General features: G+C 30.7%; 22 protein-coding genes. 14 read left to right on the forward strand and 8 right to left on the reverse strand.

The window, feature by feature from the left end; all coding sequences use genetic code 11:
- Positions 1–38 precede the first annotated feature (38 nt).
- The 4 genes from Q0C58_RS00385 to Q0C58_RS00400 are packed head-to-tail and all read right to left on the reverse strand — an operon-like array spanning position 39 to position 3071.
- Positions 39–824 carry a head GIN domain-containing protein gene (locus tag Q0C58_RS00385; protein ID WP_290696248.1) on the reverse strand — a complete coding sequence of 262 codons (786 nt, stop codon included), beginning with the start codon at positions 822–824 and terminating at the stop codon, positions 39–41.
- A gap of 37 nt (positions 825–861) precedes the next feature.
- Complete coding sequence (locus tag Q0C58_RS00390; protein ID WP_290696250.1) at positions 862–1959, reverse strand: hypothetical protein; 1098 nt, start codon at positions 1957–1959, stop codon at positions 862–864.
- The gene (locus Q0C58_RS00395; protein WP_290696252.1) at positions 1937–2503 is read right to left on the reverse strand and encodes a hypothetical protein; all 567 of its coding nucleotides are present in this window, start codon (positions 2501–2503) and stop codon (positions 1937–1939) included. Before Q0C58_RS00395 ends, Q0C58_RS00390 begins: the two co-directional genes overlap by 23 nt.
- A 10-nt stretch (positions 2504–2513) precedes the next feature.
- A complete protein-coding gene (locus Q0C58_RS00400; protein ID WP_290696288.1) occupies positions 2514–3071 on the reverse strand; it encodes an RNA polymerase sigma factor in 558 nt (185 codons plus the stop codon).
- Positions 3072–3406: 335 nt separating this feature from the next.
- Between Q0C58_RS00400 and lon the strand changes: the two genes are divergently transcribed.
- The 6 genes from lon (at position 3407) to cmk (ending at position 10905) form a co-directional block, all read left to right on the forward strand.
- Positions 3407–5854, forward strand: a complete 2448-nt coding sequence (gene lon / locus Q0C58_RS00405; protein ID WP_290696254.1) for an endopeptidase La — start codon at positions 3407–3409, stop codon at positions 5852–5854.
- 2 nt (positions 5855–5856) lie between these two features.
- Entirely contained in the window at positions 5857–7194 is a 1338-nt protein-coding gene (locus tag Q0C58_RS00410) for a LysM peptidoglycan-binding domain-containing protein (protein WP_290696256.1), read from the forward strand.
- 69 nt (positions 7195–7263) lie between these two features.
- Positions 7264–7761, forward strand: coding sequence for a LysM peptidoglycan-binding domain-containing protein (locus tag Q0C58_RS00415; protein ID WP_290696258.1), 498 nt, complete (start codon positions 7264–7266; stop codon positions 7759–7761).
- 50 nt (positions 7762–7811) lie between these two features.
- The gene (gene porQ / locus Q0C58_RS00420) at positions 7812–8831 is read left to right on the forward strand and encodes a type IX secretion system protein PorQ (protein ID WP_290696260.1); all 1020 of its coding nucleotides are present in this window, start codon (positions 7812–7814) and stop codon (positions 8829–8831) included.
- A 114-nt stretch (positions 8832–8945) separates the two neighbouring features.
- Positions 8946–10022 carry a hypothetical protein gene (locus Q0C58_RS00425; protein WP_290696262.1) on the forward strand — a complete coding sequence of 359 codons (1077 nt, stop codon included), beginning with the start codon at positions 8946–8948 and terminating at the stop codon, positions 10020–10022.
- A gap of 187 nt (positions 10023–10209) precedes the next feature.
- The gene (gene cmk / locus Q0C58_RS00430) at positions 10210–10905 is read left to right on the forward strand and encodes a (d)CMP kinase (protein ID WP_290696264.1); all 696 of its coding nucleotides are present in this window, start codon (positions 10210–10212) and stop codon (positions 10903–10905) included.
- 297 nt (positions 10906–11202) lie between these two features.
- Here the strand turns inward: cmk and Q0C58_RS00435 are convergent, their stop codons facing one another.
- Entirely contained in the window at positions 11203–11580 is a 378-nt protein-coding gene (locus Q0C58_RS00435; RefSeq protein ID WP_290696266.1) for a LysM peptidoglycan-binding domain-containing protein, read from the reverse strand.
- A gap of 385 nt (positions 11581–11965) precedes the next feature.
- On the opposite strand from Q0C58_RS00435, the gene rpsA reads away from it, so the two are divergent.
- The 8 genes from rpsA (at position 11966) to Q0C58_RS00475 (ending at position 19459) form a co-directional block, all read left to right on the forward strand.
- Complete coding sequence (rpsA, locus tag Q0C58_RS00440) at positions 11966–13810, forward strand: 30S ribosomal protein S1 (RefSeq protein WP_290696268.1); 1845 nt, start codon at positions 11966–11968, stop codon at positions 13808–13810.
- A 136-nt stretch (positions 13811–13946) separates the two neighbouring features.
- Positions 13947–15050: a trypsin-like peptidase domain-containing protein gene (locus Q0C58_RS00445; protein WP_290696270.1), complete on the forward strand. Its 1104-nt coding sequence runs from the start codon at positions 13947–13949 to the stop codon at positions 15048–15050.
- A 62-nt stretch (positions 15051–15112) separates the two neighbouring features.
- A complete protein-coding gene (pyrR, locus tag Q0C58_RS00450; RefSeq protein ID WP_290696272.1) occupies positions 15113–15652 on the forward strand; it encodes a bifunctional pyr operon transcriptional regulator/uracil phosphoribosyltransferase PyrR in 540 nt (179 codons plus the stop codon).
- Between the two features lie 142 nt (positions 15653–15794).
- The gene (locus Q0C58_RS00455) at positions 15795–16721 is read left to right on the forward strand and encodes an aspartate carbamoyltransferase catalytic subunit (protein WP_290696290.1); all 927 of its coding nucleotides are present in this window, start codon (positions 15795–15797) and stop codon (positions 16719–16721) included.
- Positions 16722–16727: 6 nt separating this feature from the next.
- On the forward strand, positions 16728–17060 hold the full coding sequence (locus tag Q0C58_RS00460) for a ribonuclease Z (protein WP_290696274.1): 333 nt from the start codon (positions 16728–16730) through the stop codon (positions 17058–17060).
- Positions 17061–17143: 83 nt separating this feature from the next.
- Positions 17144–18049 (forward strand): ribonuclease Z, encoded by a 906-nt coding sequence (locus Q0C58_RS00465; protein WP_290696276.1) that lies wholly within the window; start codon positions 17144–17146, stop codon positions 18047–18049.
- 93 nt (positions 18050–18142) lie between these two features.
- On the forward strand, positions 18143–18790 hold the full coding sequence (pdxH, locus tag Q0C58_RS00470; RefSeq protein WP_290696278.1) for a pyridoxamine 5'-phosphate oxidase: 648 nt from the start codon (positions 18143–18145) through the stop codon (positions 18788–18790).
- Positions 18791–18973: 183 nt separating this feature from the next.
- Positions 18974–19459: a CAP domain-containing protein gene (locus tag Q0C58_RS00475; RefSeq protein ID WP_290696280.1), complete on the forward strand. Its 486-nt coding sequence runs from the start codon at positions 18974–18976 to the stop codon at positions 19457–19459.
- 126 nt (positions 19460–19585) lie between these two features.
- On the opposite strand, the gene Q0C58_RS00480 is transcribed toward Q0C58_RS00475, so the two are convergent.
- The 3 genes from Q0C58_RS00480 to Q0C58_RS00490 form a co-directional block, all read right to left on the reverse strand.
- A complete protein-coding gene (locus Q0C58_RS00480) occupies positions 19586–21529 on the reverse strand; it encodes an OmpA family protein (RefSeq protein ID WP_290696282.1) in 1944 nt (647 codons plus the stop codon).
- A gap of 5 nt (positions 21530–21534) precedes the next feature.
- Positions 21535–22482 carry a type IX secretion system membrane protein PorP/SprF gene (locus Q0C58_RS00485; protein WP_290696284.1) on the reverse strand — a complete coding sequence of 316 codons (948 nt, stop codon included), beginning with the start codon at positions 22480–22482 and terminating at the stop codon, positions 21535–21537.
- An 8-nt stretch (positions 22483–22490) separates the two neighbouring features.
- The coding region (locus Q0C58_RS00490) for a gliding motility-associated C-terminal domain-containing protein (RefSeq protein ID WP_290696286.1) at positions 22491–23857 on the reverse strand (1367 nt) is incomplete at its 5' end.

The raw sequence follows: 23857 nt of genomic DNA on the forward strand, positions 1-23857 counted from the left end.
TATACTAGAAAAATGGCTTTTTTTGTTTTTAGGTTAATCTAATTCCCAATACTACCAGAACCTGTAACTTTACTATCTTCAGATTTTGGTGAGCCTTTATATTCAATATCTCCAGAGCCAGTAACTCTAGCTTTTAAATCGCCATTACATACAATTTCTACATCTCCAGAACCTGTTACCTTAGCATCTACATCTATAGCTTCTAAATTATAACCGTGGAAATCTCCAGAACCCGTAACACTAGCTTTTAATTCTTTAGTCTTACCATTTAAGGTTAAATCTCCAGAACCATTTACAGAAGCACTAATATCGTTTGCTTCAATATCTAATACTATGTCTCCAGATCCAGATATTCTTGTAGTAAAGTTGTTGGCTACAATTTTATCTTTATTAATAACATCTCCAGAACCAGATAAGCTTACATAGTCTATGTCTTTAAAAGGGATTGTAATTTTTATAGTTTTGTTAAAACTTGGCTTTAAGCTAATATTATTTTCAGTTTTAATTTTAAGCGTATTACCATCAACTTCTACTTTAATATATTCTAAAAGATTGCTTTCTCCTTCAATTTTAATATCTCCTTCTTTTCCTTTTACAAGAATAAAGTCCATTGATCCTGCAAACTTAATTTCATCATAGTCTGATGTAGATTTGGTAATGGTTGTTACTTCTCCATTACCTTTTATTTTTTTACTTCCCCAAAGTTGTGCTTGAGCAAATGTGAAGCTTAATAATGCAATAGCTAATACAAATGTGTTTTTTAAGTATTTACTCACATCTTTATTATTGTTTAAGTGTTCGTTATTTTTTTTTGAAAAGTTCATAATTTTCGTTTTATATAATTAAATTAATTGATTTTTTTTAATTATGAAAGAAAGTAACACTACCATATTCAGAATTTACTTTTACTAAACTTCCAGAATTTTCGGTGTTGTAATAACCTTTATAGTAGCGATCTGAAGATTCTATACGTTTTTTTATAAAATTTAAACTAGCATCACTATCTTTTAAAGATCCATATTCTAATGCGATATCAAAATCGAATGATACCAATGGATCGTAACCTATTTTTATACCAACGTAATCCGAATCTATGGATACATTTTTTATGCTCTTGTTTAGTTTGGCTATTTTAATAGAGCCATAGTCTGCAGTAATATTTAGATTCTTGTAAACATCTCCAATTATTACGGTTAAGTAGTCTCCATTACCTTTTAGGTTATTTACTTTATCTACAGTAATACCACCATAATCACAGTTGTAAGTAATAGCTTCTGCAATTTCTACTTTAGACTTTGTGTAATCTGCTATAATTTCTAGCGTATTGGTTTTAGAGACCGTAAAACCACTATAATCAGCATTAATTTCTCCACTTTTAATAAACTCGAAATAACAGTTACTAGAGTAATCAAAATTTATTCTATTATTATCGGCTAATAACTCTTTAGTGGTAATTTTACCATAATCGCAATTAATTTCTGCACGACCTTCAAGTGTGCCTAAATTAATATTCCCATAATCGTTATTTAGGTTTACATTATTAGTAATTGGTATTTTAATAATGTAATTAATTTTCATTTGTACATTATTACTATTTGTCCAACTCCACCAAGATTTACTTTTGTTTTTACTAAACCTTGTAATTGCAGTAACCAAATCTTGAGATCCAGAAAAATCTACTGTAATTCCATCAAGTTTTTCTTGTGCTTTTTCTTCGTTATCTCCTGTTGTAGTAATCTTTATTTCAAAATCTATAGTGTTACCATCCCAAGTTACAATATCTAGATTCCCGTAACTGTTATCTACTTTTAATGTCGCGTTATCGTTAACATTAAATGTTTTAGTAATGGTTTTTTCCTTTTTATACTTTCCATCTTTATCGTTATTAATATTAGCGAATAGTGCTAATGGTAATAGTAGCAATATGGCAAATAGGTTATAGTGTTGTTGTTGTCTCATTGGTGTTTAGTTTAAATGTTTTAATACCTTCTATGTTTTCTAATACTGTTTTTAAAATGTCTATTCTATTGCCAAAATTATTAATCATGGCATGGATAACGCGTTTATCGTTTCCGCTTTCTGTTAAGTCTAATTTTAGTTGATTGTACTGTATTTCTAACGTTTCCATTTGGGTCATAGCATCTTTAACTAGAGCTTCGGTCTCTGGAGTACGTTCTCTATCAATTTTTTCTAATTCTTCTGCAATAACAGAAGTAAAGAAGTTTTGAGTATTTGCCATTTCTGGAGAAACACTTGCTAAACCTTGTACGTCTGGTTCAGTATTAAAACTAACAGCTAACGTAATTAATAATACAAGAGAGGCTGCAACGCCTAAAAAAGGCTTCCATAAGTTTTTACTTGTATTGGATACTGAAACATCTTGTGTTTGGTTTTGTGCTTTTAGTTTGTCTAGAAACCTATTTTCATGACCATGACTTGGTGCATCAACATCAAACTCATGTTGAAATTTATCGAAAATTTGATTTATGTTATCGTTTTTCATTTGTAATTTTTTATCCAACTAAGGCTTGCATTTTTTTTCTTAAACTTTCTTTTGCTCTTGAAATGGTAGTGCGACAGTTAGCATTAGAAATTCTCATAATTTCACTTATCTCTTCGTAATCGAAACCTTCAATTAAATGAAGCGTTAAAGCTATACGATAATTATCTTTCAAGTTTTTCATAGTTTCAATTATCTGTTTGGCTTGTATGCTTGTAAACTCATAATCTTCTGTAATGCCATCTGTATCTTCAACTTTATAAAGCACTTCGTCTAGAGGTACTTCGTCAAACTTAGTACTCTTATTGTAATGGTAAATACTTTTATTAATCACTATACGTTTTAACCAAGCTCCAAATGTTTTAATATCCTTTAAAGTATTAAGCTTCGAAAACGCAAGTAAAAAAGCATCTTGCATTACATCTTCGGCTTCAAATCTATCTTTTACAATGCGATATGCAGTGTTGTACATAGCTTTATAATACCTATTATACAGTTCCAATTGCGCGAATTGGTTGTTGCTTTTACAAAGGGCAACGAGCTGTTCGATATTGTGGTTGGTTAATGTCAATTCTAATGGTTTGTTGTAATATAGATACAAGTTAAATTAGTTTGTTACAGTTTTTAAAAATTTTATTTAAAATTTCTCAAAACAGTAAGTTAAAAGCTAATAATTAAAAACGGACAAAAGTCAATTATATATAGCAGTACTAACTATTAACGCATCACTTTTATCTCTTAACTAAAACTATGGCATATTAATTGAACTTTTAAAAACAGATACAAATATTAGATTGTTGATAATTAATTGATAATCAAAGTATTTAAGCATTATAAATATTAATTTTACAAATAAGACATTAGACATCAAATGTTATTTGGTGACAAAATGACGGAAATATACATATGAAGAAATCTAATTTTATTAGTTTGGACAGTTTGTCACTGCAGGATTTTGATGAAAATTCTGAGTTAATCCCTTTGATGACTCCTGAAGATGAAGAGAAAATTAACAAGGAAGAGCTACCAGAAACATTACCAATTTTACCGTTACGTAATACAGTTCTATTTCCTGGAGTTGTAATACCAATTACAGCAGGAAGAGACAAAAGCATTAAATTAATAGACGATGCTAACAAAGGTTCTAAAGTTATTGGTGTAGTATCACAAAAGGATGAAGCAGTTGAGGATCCAAAAGCAGGAGATATACATGAAACTGGTACAGTAGCACGTATTCTTAAAGTACTAAAAATGCCAGATGGTAACACTACAGTTATTATTCAAGGTAAAAAACGTTTTAGTGTTGCTGAAGTTATTACTGAGGAACCTTATATGAATGCTACAGTTCGTGAAGTACCAGAAGCAAAGCCAGCAAAAAAGAATAAAGAATTTCAAGCCATTATAGACTCTATAAAAGATTTAGCGCTTAGAATTATAAAGGACAGTCCAAATATTCCAAGTGAAGCATCTTTTGCGATCAAGAATATAGAAAGTGATTCATTCTTAATCAATTTTGTGTCTTCTAATATGAATTTACCTGTAAAGGATAAACAAAAACTATTAGAAACAAACGACCTTAAAGAGCGTGCTTTAGAAACCTTAAAATTTATGAATATCGAACTTCAGAAATTGGAGCTAAAAAACGATATTCAATCTAAGGTTCAAAACGACATGAATCAGCAACAACGCGAATATTTCTTGAATCAGCAAATGAAAACCATTCAAGAAGAACTTGGTGGTGGCAATGCAGAGGAGATAGAAGAAATGAAAAAACGTGCCAAAGCAAAGAAGTGGGACGATAAGACTGCAGAACATTTTGAAAAAGAATTATCTAAAATGCAACGCATGAATCCGCAAGTTGCTGAATACTCTATACAACGTAATTATTTAGACTTGTTTCTAGATTTGCCTTGGAATGAATTTAGTAAAGATAAATTCGATCTTAAACGTGCTAAAAAGATATTAGATAGAGACCATTATGGTTTAGACGATGTTAAAAAACGTATTATAGAATACTTAGCAGTATTAAAATTACGTAACGATATGAAATCACCAATCTTATGTCTTTATGGACCTCCAGGAGTTGGTAAAACATCTTTAGGTAAATCTATAGCAGAGGCTTTAGGTCGCGAATATGTACGCATGTCTTTAGGTGGTTTACGAGATGAAGCCGAAATTAGAGGACACCGTAAAACCTACATTGGTGCAATGCCAGGACGTATAATCCAGTCTTTAAAAAAGGCAGGAACATCTAATCCTGTATTTGTTTTAGACGAAATAGATAAACTCTCTAACTCGCATCAAGGCGATCCATCTTCTGCTTTATTAGAAGTTTTAGATCCAGAGCAAAATAGCGAGTTTCATGATAATTTCTTAGAAATGGGTTACGACCTGTCTAAGGTTATGTTTATTGCGACTTCTAATAGTTTAGGTACCATACAGCCTGCTTTACGAGACAGAATGGAAATTATAAACGTTACAGGTTATACCATAGAAGAAAAAGTAGAGATAGGTAAACGCCATTTATTACCAAAACAGTTAAAAGAACATGGTTTAACAGATAAGCACTTAAAACTAGCAAAACCACAATTAGAAAAAATAGTAGAAGGTTATACAAGAGAATCTGGTGTAAGAAGTTTAGAAAAGCAAATTGCAAAAATGGTACGTTATGCTGCCATGAATATTGCAATGGAAGAAGACTATGATCTTAAGGTAACAAACGACACAGTTATTAAAGTTTTAGGAGGACCAAAATTAGAACGTGATAAATACGAAAATAACGATGTTGCAGGAGTAGTAACAGGCTTAGCTTGGACTAGAGTAGGAGGCGATATTTTATTTATAGAATCTATTTTATCTAAAGGAAAAGGCACAATGTCAATTACTGGAAATTTAGGAAAAGTAATGAAGGAGTCTGCAACCATAGCTATGCAATACATAAAAGCTAATGCAGACGAATTTGGAATTAACGCAGATATTTTCGATAAGTATAGCGTACACATTCACGTACCAGAAGGTGCCACTCCAAAAGATGGACCTAGTGCAGGTGTAACCATGCTAACATCTTTAGTATCTTTATTTACCCAACGAAAAGTAAAAAAGAGTTTAGCTATGACAGGTGAAATTACACTTCGTGGTAAAGTACTACCAGTTGGCGGAATAAAAGAAAAAATATTAGCAGCAAAACGTGCAAGAATTAAAGAAATATTACTTTGTGAAGATAATAGAAGAGATATCGAGGAAATTAAGCAAGACTATTTAAAAGGCTTAACATTCCATTATGTTTCAGATATGAAAGATGTTTTAAAATTAGCTATTACAAAGCAGAAAGTTAAAAACGCTAAAAAATTATAAAGATGAAAGCAATTGTATTTTGTTTATTCGGTTTACTATCATTAGGTCTTTTTGCTCAAGAGATTGAGGAGGAGTTTCTTCCTATAGAAGTTGAAGGTAAAGAAGCTTACATGTCTACTAAAACAGGAGAGTTTACTTTTAGAGCTCATAGTAAGACAGATGCAACCCAATTAAAAACGACACCAAGTGGTGTGGTTTATACAAATATTACAACGCATACCATTAAAAAAGGAGAGACTTTGTTTACTGTTGCTAAAAAAAACAACGTTTCTATAGACGAGATTAAAAGGTATAATAAAGTTGCGAGTTCAAATTTAAAAATAGGAACACCTATTAAAATTGTTAAAAAAGAATTAGTAAAATCTAGCAGCCCAGTTATTAGTTATGCTGGAGAAGAACGTATAATAGCTTCACTACGTCCTGGAGAATCTCCTGGTCAATTTGCTGCTCCACCTTCTGTGGCAGAGGTAGAAAATAAAGTTATTGAAACTAAAAAAACAGAAGAGAAACCTTCTGCTACTGTTTATAAAGCTAAAACTAGTGTGAAGAATCCTATTTTTGGATTAACTAGTGCAAAAGCAGACAATACTCAGGATAATGATGATAGTATAAATGACCTTTCTAAAGCAATTAGTCAAGAAATTAAAGCGGCTAAAACAGATAAAACTGTAAAAGCGGTTAAAACTGAAGTTATAAAAGAAAAAATTCGTGTAGTTGAAGCTCCTAAAACAAAAGTAAAAGTCGAGTCTAAAAAAGAAAAATTAGCACGACTTAAAGCAGAAATGCAAGCTTTGGAAGCAGAGTTAGACGAAGAAACACCTTCAAAAAAAGTAATAAAACAAGAAGTAGTAAAACAAGAGGTTAGAAAAGAAATTAAAGAAGAAGTTAAAAAAGTAAATACAGCTGTTGCACAAACAAAAAAAGAAGACGCTAACGCACTAGAGCTTATAAAAAAATCTAATCCAGAGGCTACAATTGAAGAAACTGCTAATGGTAGAAAAGTTATGGTTTTTGAAAACAAGCCAAAAGCTGAAGAGTCTACAGCAGCAAAGGCTAAGAAAGCTATAGCTTCGGTTAGAAAAACTAAAGAAGATGTTGCCACTTCAAAAGTAGAAGCATTAAAAAAAGAAAAGAAAGTAGCAGCCGAGAACAATTCTAAAGAAAACACTGAAGAAACTAAAACAGAGGCTAATAATTTCTATACCGTAGAAAAAGGAAACTCTTTATGGTCTATTGCTAAAAAGCATAATATGACTGTAGATGCTATAAAAAAATTAAACAATTTAAAAAACAATAATCTTAGTGTTGGTCAGAAATTAAAAGTGACGTCTAAAAAATAATCAAAAATAAATTTTTGTTTTACCATAATTAACTGAGTGTAAACAAAACATAAAGAAACCCTATTTTATATGAAAAAAGTAATTTTGGCATTAGTATGCCTAGTAAGTTTTAGTGTATTTTCTCAAGAAAACATAGTAGATGTTATTATGGATGGCAAGCCTGCGAAATTGAATACTACAACAGGAGTTTTTACCTTTACAAAAGGTACACCAAGTAGTTATGCTACAAATAATAGCACTACAGATTCTAAACCTTTAAATGGAGACATACATATAGTTGGCAAAGGTGAAACTTTGTATTCTATTTCTAAAAAATATCAATTAAGTATAGCGCAAATTAAGAGTTTAAATAATCTTGTAACTAATGTGCTTAACGTAAATCAAGAATTAAAAATAGGTTATAATACTTCAGCTAAAATTAGTGAATTTTCTGTTTATACAGTAAAAAAAGGAGATTCATTATACAGTATTGCTAGGACAGCAAATATTACGGTTAATGCCTTAAAACAACTAAATAATATAGAAAATAGTATTATTAGCATAGGTCAAGAGCTTAAATTAAAATAAAAAACACATCGCTGCGTTTTAAAATAGATTTAGTTACTTTAACCACTTTTATGCTTAAAAAATTTATCCCTTTTTATTTTATACTTTTTAACACTTTTTGCTTCGCGCAATTGGGAGGAGAATCTACTTATCAGTTTTTAAATTTAGTATCCTCGCCAAGACAAGCAGCTTTAGGTGGTAAAGTTTTAACAAATATAGATTGGGACGTTACACAAGGTATTTATAATCCATCTGCAATTAATGTAGAAATGGACAACCAATTTGCATTAAATTACACTAATTATTTAGGCGGTATTAAGTTTGGTACTGCAGCTTATGCTTATACTGTAGATAGGCGTGTACAAACATACCATGCAGGTATTACCTTTATTAATTATGGTGATTTTGCTGGTTTTGATGAAGATGGAAATGAAACCGGTGATTTTTCAGGTTCTGAAATTGCATTATCCTTTGGTTATGCAGCGCAAGTTGGTTTTTCAGATTTTTACGTTGGAGCAAACTTAAAACTTATTAACTCTAGTTTAGAGCAATTTAATTCTTTTGGTATTGCTACAGATTTAGCATTAATGTACATAGACGAGCGTCTAGAGTTTCAAGGTACTCTAGTGGTTAGAAATTTAGGTACACAAATCACCACGTATGCTGGAGTACAAGAGTCTTTGCCTTTAGAAATAGATATAGGTTTATCTCAAACGCTAGAAAATATACCATTGAGATGGCACTTAACCTTCGAGAATTTACAACAATGGCCAATTGGAGAACCTAATCCTGCTAGAGCAGCTACAGATTTAGAAGGCAATCAAGAACAAGAGAATGTAGGTTTCTTAGCGCAAGTAGTTAGACATACAATATTAGGCGCAGAGCTATTTCCAAATAAAGGTTTTAATATACGTTTAGGTTATAATTTTAGACGTGCCGAAGAGTTACGTATTGTAGACCAAAGAAACTTCTCAGGTATTTCTGCAGGTTTTTCTATAAAGCTTAATAAAATGCGTATTAGTTATACACATGCAAAATATACTGCTGCTTCAAATTCTAACTTCTTAGGATTGCAGATTGATTTGAGATAGTTTTACATTTGACTTTCTAAAAAAAATAGTCGAACTTCGTTTAACGTCTGATATAAAACATTTAAACGATTTCATATCAGGTAAAACGTTATAAGCAATGAAAAACATGAAATTATGAAATATTTAATATTAATTACAATTTATCTTACACTACAAAGCTGTAATTCTGATGATCCCAACATAAATAATAATGATAATGGACAAGCATTATCTGCGAACATTGATGTTCTTAATAGTCAATTAACAATATACTATAATGAAATAACACTTGATGGATCAAATTCCACAGGTAATATTGATAATTATAAATGGGAAATCATTGATGCTCCTGCTTCATATAATTACTTTCGTCCTAGTGAAAATCAAAATACTGAATCATACTTGTATCATAATGACCAATTACCGGAAGTACCATTATTATCATTTAAGGCCAGAGAAGTAGGTAATTATACCATTAAACTTACTGTTAATTCTGGAAACGAACAGTCATCCACCGAGATTAGCTTTTTTGTATCGAATGAAGAACCAAATTATACTTTTTCAAATATACATGACGAATTATTTAATAATTCTAACGAATGGAATATTTCAAATTATTCAATTGAAGAAGATATAGCAACTCTTCCAGCAGGAACAGCACACGGTTATGATACACTTGAATCTATTGGAGGCAATTTGTCTTTTAATAATAATATAGAGGTGGATACAGGAACATATCTTTATTGGAAAGCTAAAAAAAACTTACCTAATTTAAATACTGAACCATCAAATTTCTTGTTCACAATTAAATCTACTAGTGATGAATTTGGATATCAATTAAGTTATACTGATGCGTGGGATTTCGTATCTGATATTAAAATAGTATTTGATGGGTATTTAATTTCGTTCAAAGGTGACTTAAATAACCAAAAACCTTTACTTTTTTGTTGTTTCGTTGATGATGAATTTTATAGAACTAATCTATCAAATCAGGATATTCGAATTTATTTTTATCGAAATGTTAACGGAGAATATTCTATTAATGCTATTTGTAACAATCAAAATATTTCAGAAAGAATTCAAATTTCAGAGACTGACTTACAAGACTCAATAGAGTTTTATTTCTATAGCACACGTAAACATAATGGAGGAGGGTTAAAAATTACTCCAAAAAACTTAAACATAGTTAAATATAATATTTCTGAATTTTAATTCTATAAAATAACAGCTTATAACAAAGTGTAAAAATAATTGCTCATTTTAGGCTCAAACCAAAGGGCTATTACCTTTTGCATTTTTGAATTTTACTGGCTTGAAAGCTTATACGCTAAGAGCAACTATTCTTACACCAAACGTTAAACGAAACTTTCCAAATAAACCATTATCTAAATAAAATAAAGTGCAAAAAATAACCATAGCCATAGACGGTTTTTCATCCACCGGAAAAAGCACAGTTGCAAAGCAACTAGCCAAACATTTAGGTTACATATATGTAGATTCTGGAGCCATGTATCGTGCAGTAACACTATTTACTATGCGAAACGGTTTTATTACTAAGGAAGACTTTAATGTAAATGCATTAGTAGAAAAACTAGGTGAAATAAATATTAGTTTTAAGTTTAATGCAACCTTAGGCTTTGCCGAAGTTTATTTAAACGGTGAAAACATAGAACACGACATTAGAACGTTAGAAGTTTCAAGTTTTGTAAGTAAAGTAGCAGCTATTCCAGAAGTGCGTTACCAATTGGTAAAGCAACAACAACAAATGGGAAAAGATAAAAGTGTTGTAATGGATGGTAGAGATATTGGTACTGTAGTATTCCCTTATGCAGAACTAAAACTATTTATGATAGCGTCTGCAGAAAAAAGAGCAACCAGACGTTTCGACGAGTTAATAGGTAGAGGAGACGATGTAGAATATGAAGCCGTTTTAAGAAACGTACAAGAACGCGATTATATAGATTCTAATAGAGAAGATTCTCCATTACGTAAAGCCGATGATGCTATCGAGATAGATAATAGCGACTTATCTTTAACAGAACAATTTGAAAAAGTACTACAGTTAGTAGAGATTACTTTTGAGGATTTGGAGTAGGATTCATTCTCAGTTAGCAGTCTCAGTATTCAGTGTTCAAAAAAAACAAATCAAATCTATTAATTTAAAAATAGCGAGACTATTTTTTTCTCTGCGAATCTCTGTGAAATCTCTGTGAACCTTAGTGTAATATTTTTTATATTAAAAAACCTGTTACTTCGAGTGATTCTGAAAACAAGAGAAATTGTATCGAGAAGCTCTAGTTAGATATTTAAAAATCCTGAAACAAGTTCATGATAAATAAAAAAGCGAGCTAACCTAAGTTAACTCGCTTTTAAAATAAACCATTATTAATCCCTATAAGTTAGGAATTATTAATTCTTGATCTGGGTGTATAACATCTGGATTTTTTAAGATGTCTGTATTCGCACTAAAAATAGCATTGTATTTTCCTGCGCTTCCATAATATTGCTTAGCAATGGCACCTAAAGTTTCACCACTTTTAACAGTATGTCTCGCAAAAACGCTAGAATCTGCAACAGCAATATCTGCAACGATATCGCTTGGGCTTTCACCACCTGCACTCTTAATTGCATCCCAAAGTAAATTTTTATCATAAGGAGTAGCAGCAGTACCTTTTACTGTTAACACACCATTTGCTTCAGAAATATCTCCATTTGCAATGTTTAATTTTTCTCCTAAATCAAGTACTCCCTGATATTTTGCTCTTACCATAATTTGTTTTGTTTTTATTGTTAATCTTTATAATAATAAATATAGTAATTTTTCTTAACATGTTATTGTTTCAATAATTCTATTAGATAATCAGACTGATATATCAGATTAAATGTATATTTTCACCGATTAAGCGCAGTGTTTCAAATACTTATGTTAAATAAAGAATTTACTAGTGATTTAGTATCTATTGTTTTGACTAACAATGGGTTTAATCTTTTTAATTGAAGGTTAGGCAATATGATTAAAAAGTATTATTTTTGCACTCCTTTTTAGCGATTTATTGGAAAGATAGAAAGGGATAAAACAAAACTATTTATAACACTTCTGTGTGATACCGCTTAAAATCTTCCAAAACAACACAGAATACAAATAATTATCTGCAATGGCTGAAAAAGCAAAACAAGCAGAAGTTGTAGCTGAAACTAAAGAAGCAGCAACTGAAACAAAAGCAGCTCCAGTAATATCTGAAGCACAAGCAAACCCTGAAAAATTTTTAGAAGAGTTTAACTGGCACAATTACCAAGAAGGTATTGATGAGGTTGAAGATTCTCAACTAAAAGAATTTGAAAAATTAGTATCAGAAAATTTCGTAGATACATTAGACGACGAGGTTGTTGAAGGAACAGTAGTACACATGTCTGATCGTGATGTAATTATTGATATCAACGCTAAATCTGAAGGTGTTATTTCTTTAAACGAATTTCGTTACAATCAAGATTTAAAAGTAGGTGACAAAGTAGAGGTATTAATCGATGTTCGTGAAGACGCAACAGGACAATTAGTATTATCTCACAGAAAAGCACGTGTAATTAAAGCTTGGGATCGTGTAAATAATGCACACGATACTGGTGAGATTGTAAACGGTTTCGTTAAGTGTAGAACAAAAGGAGGAATGATTGTAGATGTTTTTGGCATCGAAGCATTTTTACCAGGTTCTCAAATTGACGTTAAGCCAATTAGAGATTACGATCAGTACGTAAATAAAACTATGGAATTTAAAGTTGTGAAAATCAACCACGAATTCAAAAACGTAGTAGTGTCTCATAAAGCTTTAATTGAAGCTGATATTGAAGAACAGAAAAAAGAAATTATCGGTCAATTAGAAAAAGGTCAAGTATTAGAAGGTATCGTTAAGAATATTACTTCTTACGGTGTGTTTATTGATCTTGGTGGTGTTGATGGATTAGTACATATTACAGATTTATCTTGGTCAAGAATTAACCATCCAAATGAGATTGTTGAGTTAGACCAGAAATTAAATGTTGTAATCCTTGATTTTGATGAAAACAAATCAAGAATTCAATTAGGTCTTAAGCAATTATCTAAACATCCTTGGGATGCATTGGGAGAAACTGTAGCAGTTGGAGATAAAGTAAAAGGTAAAGTAGTTGTAATCGCAGATTACGGTGCATTTATTGAAGTTGCAGAAGGTGTTGAAGGTTTAGTTCACGTTTCTGAAATGTCTTGGTCTACACACTTACGTTCGGCTAACGATTTTGTAAAAGTTGGTGATGTAATCGATGCTCAAATCTTAACATTAGATAGAGAAGATCGTAAAATGTCTCTTGGTATCAAGCAATTATCGCAAGATCCTTGGACAGATATTACAACTAAATATCCTGTAGGTTCAAACCACAAAGGTATTGTACGTAACTTTACAAACTTTGGTGTTTTTGTTGAATTAGAAGAAGGTATTGATGGATTAATTTACATCTCAGATTTATCTTGGACTAAGAAAATTAAGCATCCATCTGAGTTTACAAACGTAGGTGATACTTTAGAAGTAGTAGTATTAGAGTTAGATGTTGAAGGACGTAAATTATCTTTAGGTCACAAACAAACAACTGATAATCCTTGGGATAAATACGAAACTGAGTTCGCTTTAGGTTCTACACATACTGCAGAAATTGCTGAAGTTGTAGATAAAGGTGCAACTATTGAGTTTAATGAAGATATCGTAGCATTCGTTCCTTCTCGTCACCTTGAAAAAGAAGATGGTAAGAAATTGAAGAAAGGAGATTCTGCTGAATTCAAGATTATAGAATTTAACAAAGAGTTTAAGAGAGTAGTTGCTTCGCATACTGCAATCTTTAGAGAAGAAGAGATGGCTAACGTTAAAGCTGCACAAGCTAAACAAGCGTCTCAAGCTGCAGAATCTAAACCAACATTAGGTGATGCAAATGAAGCTTTACAAGCTCTTAAAGATAAATTAGACGGAAAGATATAAGTTTTCTAACCTAAATGTTTAATAAACATTTTAAAAGCCTCTCGTTTTCGAGAGGCTTTTTTTATGCCTTTATTTATAATGTATTGTAGTTTCAAAAATAAATAAAAGCTTAACTTTGATTATAAATTTAAATGTTATGAAAAAATATTTCTTTACACTTTTCTTAATAATATTAATTAGCTTTTCTGCAAATGCGCAAAACGGAAAGGACATGCATTTAAGTAAAAAAGAAAGAGCAATTCCAAAATATTTAAAAAATAAAGAGCTAAAAAGGGCAGAACTTTATAAAAATGTTTTACCATCTGTAGTTACTATATACACAACTTCAAATTCATACACTGCAGAAGGTTCAAAAACAAATCAAGGCTTAGGTAGTGGTGTTTTAATTTCTCATGATTGTTACATTTTAACAGCAGCTCATGTTGTAGATGGGAGTTCTAAAATTCTTGTAAAAACACAAGATGGTAAAGAGCGAAAAGCTTCAGTATTATTTAGTGAAAAAACATCAGATATAGCTTTGTTACAATTAGATGTTTTAGATTCTAACTTAACACATGCTGTTTTAGGAGATAGTGATGCATTAGCAGTAGGACAAGATGTTTTTGCAATAGGAAGTCCTTATGGTTTAGAAAATTCATTTTCTTCAGGTATAATTTCTTCTTTTAGAGGTTTTAACCAACTTTATGATGGTACAGTAAGTTTAGAGTTTCTTCAAACAGATGCAGCTATAAACTCTGGTAATAGTGGAGGACCATTATTTAATTCTCAAGGAAAAGTAGTTGGTATTGCCTCAAGTATTTTAACTGTTTCAGGTGGTTTTCAAGGTATTGGTATGGCAGTTACTATTAATACTGCTAAAGACTTATTAGCTTTTAAAGATAGACCTTGGATAGGAATAGATGGTATTTTATTATCTAAAGAAGAACTAAGTAAAGTATTCAACCTATCATTAAAAGGTGGTTTATTAGTTCAAAATGTGAGTGCTAATAGTCCAGCAGATAAAGCAGGTTTAAAAGGTGGTTTTATTGTAGCAAATTTATTTCAAAAAGAAATATTATTAGGAGGAGATATTATTCTTAAAATTGGAGATCAAGAGACTTGCCATGTAGATTGTATTGATAAAGTAAAATCTTCGTTGAAAAAAAATAAAGATTTAGAAATCAAATACTTAAGAGATGGTAAAGTGTTTACTACTACTTTGGATGTTACAAATATTAGACGTAATTTTTTGTCAGAATAAAAGGGTGTTTTAAGGTTTAAAAAAATAGATTATCTTTGCCAACCAAATACGTTTGGAAACATATGAGTCAAAAATTGTTACTTAATGCAACAGCCATAAACATCATTCTTCATCGTTTGGCTTGTCAATTAATTGAAAACCATAAAGATTTTTCAAACACAGTTTTAATAGGTTTACAGCCTAGAGGTAAGTATTTAGCAAATAGATTAGCGCTAATGCTAATAACAGAATACAAGATTAAAAACTTACAATTAGGCTTACTAGATATTACATTTTATCGTGACGATTTTAGACGAGGCGACAAAATACACGAAGCCAATACTACAGAAATAGATTTTATAGTTGAAGACAAAAAAGTTGTTTTTATTGACGATGTTTTATACACAGGACGTAGTATTCGTTCTGCTTTAACTGCGATTCAATCTTTTGGAAGACCAAAAGAAATAGAATTGTTAACACTTATAGATAGACGTTTTAGCAGACATTTACCAATACAACCTAACTACAGAGGCAGACAAGTAGATGCTATAAATGAAGAAAAAGTAAAAGTAAACTGGAAAGAGAATGAAGGTGAAGATGCCGTATATTTAGTTAATAGCTAAGTTAACTATACCGTTTGCAAGTAGAGTCGTTGAAGTACTTATAATTATGAATAAAATTTGTCATTCCTGCGTAGGCAGGAATCCACAATAAAGAATAAAGAAATAGATTCCTGCCTTCGCAGGAATGACAAAAGAAAAAAATATGAGCGAATTAAGTGTTAACCACTTATTAGGAATTAAATACCTTCAAGAAAAAGATATTCAACTTATTTTTGAAACAGCCGATCATTTTAAAGAAGTGATTAATAGGCCAATTAAAAAAGTACCTTCGCTTAGAGATATTACTATTGCCAATTTATTTTTTGAAAACTCTACACGTACAAAACTCTCTTTCGAGTTAGCAGAAAAAAGGCTTTCAGCAGATGTTATAAATTTTTCAGCTGGACAATCTTCAGTTAAAAAAGGAGAAACGTTAATAGATACAGTAAACAATATTTTATCTATGAAAGTAGATATGGTAGTTATGCGTCATCCCAATCCTGGAGCCTGTGTGTTTTTATCTAAACATGTAAAAGCAAATATTATAAATGCAGGAGATGGAGCACACGAACACCCAACACAAGCATTATTAGATTCCTATTCTATACGAGAATGTTTGGGAAATGTAGCAGGAAAAAATGTAGTAATTGTTGGAGATATATTACACAGTCGCGTCGCGTTATCTAATATTTATGCTTTAAAATTACAAGGTGCAAATGTTATGGTTTGTGGTCCAAAGACACTATTACCAAAGTATATTAGTGAATTAGGCGTTAAAGTAGAAACCAACTTGCGTAAAGCATTAGAATGGTGTGATGTCGCAAATATGTTACGTGTTCAAAACGAACGTATGGCAATAAGTTATTTCCCATCAACAAGAGAATACACACAACAATATGGCGTTAATAAAGAGTTACTAGACTCTTTAAATAAAGAAATCACTATTATGCATCCAGGACCAATTAATAGAGGTGTGGAAATAACAAGTGATGTTGCAGATTCTAAACAAGCAATAATACTAGACCAAGTACAAAATGGAGTAGCAGTTAGAATGGCAGTTATTTATTTATTAGCTGCAAAAATAAAATAATAAGTTATGATTATAGATCAACAAGAGAATACGTCGATAATTACACAAGAAAAAGCTACTGTTATAGAATTAGTTAAGAAGCTAGAAGCTTTATATCCTAAATTTGAAAAACACAACATTATCATTAAATTGTCTTCTTTAGGAAAGATAACTCTACAAGATATTAATGAGTTTTTACGCATCTCTAATAAACATCGCGAAGCAAAACATTCATTCGTAGTGGTTACAAATACAATTGCTATAGACGAAATCCCTGATGAGATTATTGTGGTACCAACCGTTAAAGAAGCTTTCGATATTATAGATATGGAAGTAATGGAACGCGATTTAGGTATTTAAAAATGTTTATTTGTGAATCTTTTTTTCGTTTGTTTTCATAAAAATAGTAAATGAATTAATAAAAATAAAGCCTACCATTTTTAATGAAACTAAATATTTTAGGTTGCTACAGTGCAACACCACGAACGTTTACTAATCCAACTTCCCAAGTATTAGAAATAAATAATCATGTATTTTTAATAGATTGTGGAGAAGGCACACAGGTAGAACTGCGAAGACATAAAATAAAGTTTAATCGTATTAAACACATTTTTATTTCTCATTTGCATGGCGACCATTTTTTTGGTTTAGTTGGTTTAATATCTACCATGCGATTGCTAACCCGTGAAACAGATTTGCATATTCACGCACCAAAAGGTTTAAAAGAAGTAGTAACGCTTCAAATGAAATTAGCTAATTCATGGACTAATTATAACCTTATTTTTCATGAACTAAATAGCAAGACTTCAGAATTAATTTTTGAAGATAGTAAGGTAGAAGTTCATACAATTCCTCTAGACCATCGTGTTTACACTAATGGTTTCTTGTTTAAAGAAAAAGAAGGAGAACGTAAGTTAGATATTGCGGCTGTAGAAAACGCTAATATTGATGTAGCTTATTACAGAAAGCTAAAACAAGGTTTCGATGTAGAAAATAACGATGGTAAACTTATAAAAAACGAAACTGTAACCTCTTCACCAGAAAAACCTAAAAGCTATGCGTTTTGTAGCGATACAGCTTACAAAGAAGATATTGTGCCTATTATTAAAGATGTAGATGTTTTATACCACGAATCTACATTTCTTGAACAACATGCACATTTAGCACCCAAAACAAAGCACAGTACTGCTAAAGAGGCAGGAAGTATTGCAAAACAAGCAAATGTTGGGACTTTGTTGCTTGGACATTATTCTACTAGATACGATGATTTAAATGTTTTTAAAACTGAAGCTAAAGAGCACTTTAAAAATGTTGAGCTAGCAGACGATGGTAAGGTTTTCGAATTTTAATTTTATTAATACGTTTATATTTTTAATTATAAATATATATTGTATTTGCTGAATTACTTTTTAAATAATTTTTAAATCTCGTAACTTGCAGCTATGGAAAAAGATTTAGGAAATTACAGAAAGTCTTACGAAAAAAGTGAACTACTACTTAAAGACACTCCAGAACATCCAATAGAGTTGTTTAAAACTTGGTTTAATGACGTAGATAAACATTTTCCTGAAGAAGAGACTAATGCTATGTCTATTTCTACAATTGGCTTAAATGGTTATCCTAAGAGTAGAGTAGTGCTGCTTAAAAAATATACTTCTGATGGTTTTATTTTCTACACTAATTATGAAAGTGAAAAAGGTCAAGCTATTATAAATAATCCAAAAGTATGTTTGTCATTTTTTTGGCCTGGAGCCGAAAGACAAGTTATAATAAAAGGAATAGCAAAAAAAGTAGCTAATAGTGTAAGTGACGATTATTTTAAATCACGTCCAAGAGGAAGTCAATTTGGTGCGTTAGTATCTAAACAGAGTGCTGTAATAGAAAATAGAAACGTATTAGAATCTAAACTTAAAGCGCTTGAAGCGGAATTTGAAAGTATAGAAATACAAAGGCCACAGTTTTGGGGAGGATTTATTATAGAGCCTGTTGAAATAGAATTTTGGCAAGGACGTCCTAACAGATTACACGATCGTATTCATTATAAATTAAATAATGACTTTTCTTGGACTAAAAACAGATTATCACCATGATCGTTAGGTTAAAACGCTATTAACTTCGTCTAAACGCATATAAAATCATTCAATAATAGCACTTAGCCGATTAAAAACATTAAATACCGTTGAAATACATGTTTTTAGTCGATTTTAACATTTAATTAACATTTCGTTACGTTTTGCTTGGGTATATTTAAGTCCCCAAACATATGTAACCTTATGAAAAATTTACTTAACCTACTTGTGCTATCCTTATTTTTAACTTTTTCAACTTCATGTACTAAAGATAGTGAAGACGTTTTAAAATTAGAAGATATTACTATCCCTGAAACGAAAACTATTGAAATAGAAATAATGGAACTTATAAATGCTTATAGGATCGACAAAGGTTTAAACGCTTTAGATCATAATGATTTAGTTAAATCACAAGCATTTTCTCATTCAAATTTCATGGCAGAAGCAGGTAATATTTCTCATGCAAATTTTTATACTAGAAAGTCTTTCCTGGTAAATAATGCAGGAGCTAATATTGTAACAGAAAATGTTGCTTATGGATTTACGTCTGCAGAATCTGTAGTAAATGCTTGGATAAATAGTGATGGACATAGAGTAAATATGGAAGGAGATTATACAAATTTTGATGTCTCTGCAGAAAAAAATAATCAAGGAAACTGGTACTTTACAAATATATTTATGAAAAAATAATACTTAAAATATTACATAAAAAGAGCGATTTATTATAATCGCTCTTTTTGTATTTAAATATGTCTTTTGTTATTTTTTTTTGAAATATAGATTTAAGATTAAATAACTTATTTTTTGAAATATAAATTATTCTCCAACGTAACCACCAGTAATTATAAATTTAGAGCGTCTATTTTCTTGATGTTCCTCTTCACTACAACTCTTACTGTTAGCATCGTTACAATGGTTAACTAATTGGCTCTCTCCATAACCAATAGCGCTTTCTACTCTGTTAGTTTCTATACTTCTTGAGAATAAATAGTCTCTGGTAGATTTTGCTCTTCTATCAGATAATTTTTTGTTATAAGCGTCCCTACCACGACTGTCTGTATGAGATTCAATTTTAATAACCATTTTAGGGTGTTCTCTCATTACAGCTACAATATTTTCAAGTTCGTAAGCTGCTTCTGGTCTAATCTCTGATTTATTATAATCGAAAAATATTGGATTAATTACAATTTCAACATCAATAATTAAAGGCGTTAAAAAGAGTTCTACAAAAGTTTCATCACCACTTTCTTCATTTGTTGTTACATCTTTTTGGTCTGGTCTATAAATTACTCTTTCTCCAAGAATTACAAAGTTTTGATTACAAGCTACATTTTTAAATTCGTAAGCACCATCTTTATCAGATGTTTCCATTTGTATTACTTTACCATTTTCATCCATTAATTTCACAACTACTTTTGCAAGTGGCTCATTAGTAATTTTATTTTTTGTAATACCTTTTATTATTTGTTTACACTCATATTTACCAAAACTGTAGATATCGTCGCCACCTTTACCACCTTCTCTATTTGAAGAGAAATAACCTGTATTAGTCTCTGTATCTATAAAAAATCCAAAATCGTCGAAACCACTATTATAAGGCGCTCCTAAATTTTTGATATATACTTCTGCGGTGTCCCTTTTTAGTATATTACTTTCAAATATATCATAGAGACCTAAGTTTATATGACCATCTGATGAGAAGTAAAATGTTGAGTCTTTTGCAATAAAAGGAAAGTTTTCTCTTCCTTCTGTATTAATCTTACTACCTAAGTTTATAGGGTTTCCAAATGTGCCATCATTATTAATTTTTACTTTGTAAATATCTGTAAGACCTTTAGAGCCTTCGCGATCTGATGAGAAATAAAGTTGTTTTTCATCTGGACTTAAAGTTGGTGATCCTGTAGAAAAATCTTCTCCATTAAATGGTAGCTCTTCAATTTTCTTCCATTTATTATCAACTTTCTTTGCTCTAAAAAGTTTAATCTGTGAAGTTCCTTCTTTGTCGTATTTTGCTTTATTTTTATTATTTAAGTTTATTCGAGTAAAGTACATTGTTTCACCATCTTTTGTAATAGCAACTGAACTTTCATGAAAATCGGAATTTATTTCGTTGGATTCTATTTTAATAGGTGAACCAACTAATTTTGTTCCTTCATTTATAGAAATGTCAGACTGATATATATCTAAAAAAGGTTCTTTGTTCCATTGATATAATTTTTTCTGGTCTATAATTGTGTCTTCAACTCTTGTTGAAGCAAAATAAAGAACTTTGTCAATTTCAAAACTTCCAAAATCTGAGTATTTGGTGTTAATTTCAAGGTTTTCAAAATTTACATAAACGTTATCAGTAGATTCTAAAGCTTCAAATTTTTCAATATCGAATTCATCATCTTCAATACGTTTATCATTTTTTTTACGCTCTTTAAAAATAGTAGACCATTTTTTAGATTCTTCAAATTGATTTAAACTACGTAATGTTTGTACATATTTGTACAAGTATTCAGGATTAACGTCCTTATATTTTACTACTGCTTTTTTATACCAATAGCTAGCTAGTTTTACATTAGAGTTATTATAGTAACAATCACCAAGTCTAGTTAATACGTGTTCTGTTGTATCTCCTTTTTTTAATACTTCTAAGTATAATTCTGTTGCTTGATAATAGGCATAATCTTTAAAAAAATTATCGGCTACTTTTGTTTGCGCTATCGAAATATAGGCAGTTAAAAAAAATAATATATATAGTAAACTTTTTTTCATCTTTATTAGAAATATCTAGGAGATTTAATACGTTTTCTTGGTTTATATACTTCGAACATTAATAAAATCTCGTGTGTACCACTAGTGTATGGTCTTAAGTCTGAAAGAAAATATTCATAAGTATAACCAATTCTTAATTGTTGTGAAACCTGAAAATCTGCTTGTGCTCCAAGTGTAGTAGTATCTAGATTATAACGGTAACCACCACCTAACCAGAATTTTTCGAAGAATAATAAATTAGCATTAATATCGAATGAAATTGGTGCTCCGTTTGTAACTTTAAATAAAGCTGATGGTTTTAATTTAAGGTCTGAGCTAAGATCAAAAACATAACCTCCTGTAACATAATATCCAATGCGCTCTAAAGCTAAATATTCTGGTCCAGCATCATTGTTACCTCTTAGGTTATAATCTGTATTTAAAATTCTTGGTGCAGATAAACCTAGATACCATCTATTACTATGAAGGAATAAACCAACACCAATATTAGGATTCCAACGGCTTGATATATCACTAAAAAAAGGATCGGCAGCTATTTCTTGTTCATTTAAAAAGCCGTCACCATCTAAATTATAATGTGTGAAACCAGCTTTTAATCCAAAAGCTAATTTTGTAGTTTCACTTGTATTTATGGTATAAGAAAAATCACCATAAGCAAATACAAAGTTTTCAAAACCTAATTGGTCGTTAATAATTGATAGTCCTATACCTATTTGTTCTTTTTCTAATGGAGAATGAATAGATACAGTTTGTGTACTTGGTCCACCTTCTAAACCAACCCATTGGGTTCTATGTAAACCAACAACACTTATTGTTTCTCTACTTCCTGCATATGCAGGGTTTACAGATATGGTATTAAACATATACTGTGAAAATTGAGGTAGTTGTTGTGCAAAGGAAAATGTGCAACTTAATGCTATAATAGCAAATATATAAACTCTACTTTTTTTCATTAATTTTATTATTTTGTACCTAAATACAATGGTCCTGTAATAGGATCTAGTCCACTATCTCTTAAAATTATAACGTAATAATATGTTCCATTTGGCAACTTATTTGCACTACCTAATGATTCTTTAATGGCTTGACCACTCCAATCGTTTTTATAATTCTTAGCATCGAAAATTATGCCACCATAACGATTAAATATTTGTAAATCGATAATGAAACCACATTTTAAGTCTCCTTGAATAGAGAAGAAATCATTATGTCCATCACCATTAGGAGTTACTGCTTTTGAAATAATATAACCTTCAACTCCACATGGTAGTACAATACAGTCGTTAGTAATTTCTATTGTTACTCTAGTTGTAGCTATACAATCTTGACTAGTTACAGAATAATTAAATATATAATCACCAAGTTCTAATTCTAATGGATCGAAAGTACCATCACTATTAACTGTTACGTCTCCTTGTTCAACGTTCCATGTTCCAGAATCGTCTATTCCGTCTGCTAAAAATTCAAATAAATCTATAATACCATCTTCTGAACAGCGTTCAGCATCAAGATTATTAACAAAATTTTCACTTATAACATTAATTGTTTGTGTAAAACTATCAGAATTATTACAACTATCTGTAACTACCCATTCCCAAATAATTTGATAATCTTCACCATCACCAAGGTTATTGTTAGTTTCAGTAAAATCTAAAGTAACATCAACATTAGAACATTCATCAGAGAATTCTAAAGTTGGTGGTTCAGGGATTTCAGAACAAATTACGAAAGATTCAGGCTCTAAGTCTGTTAATAGAGTTGGAGCAATAGTATCTTCTATCGTTAATATAGCTACTAAAATTGACTGATTTCCACAGTCGTCAGCTACTGTATATGTTACTTCTATTGTTCCTCCAGCACCACAGTCTGAATTCAAATTAACAAATGCATAATCTGAAGTCACAGTGTTTGTTATATCAGCATCACAAGCATCAACTCCACAAGATGTAAGTGCTAAAATATTATCAGCATTCCAGTTGTCTGCAAGTGTTTCATTTTCATCTCCATTACATTCTAGAGTAGTATCTGTTACACTACAATTAGATAAATCTGGTCCAGTTGAATCTTCAAGTGTTAATGTAGCAGTTGTTGTTACTATGTTTCCACAATCATCTCCAATAGTATAAGTTACTAGTATTGTACCACTAAGACCACAAGTTGAAATCAAGTTAGTGAAATCGAAATCTGAAGTTACTGTATAAGTTGCATCAGCATCACAATTATCGCTTGGACAAGTAGTTAAAGCCAAGATATTAGCAGCATCCCAATCACTAGCAAGTGTTGCATTATCAGTTCCGTTACATTCTATAGTAGTATCTGCTACATCAG

It is taken from the genome of Lacinutrix sp. (genome assembly GCF_023299985.1).
Classification (GTDB): domain Bacteria; phylum Bacteroidota; class Bacteroidia; order Flavobacteriales; family Flavobacteriaceae; genus Lacinutrix.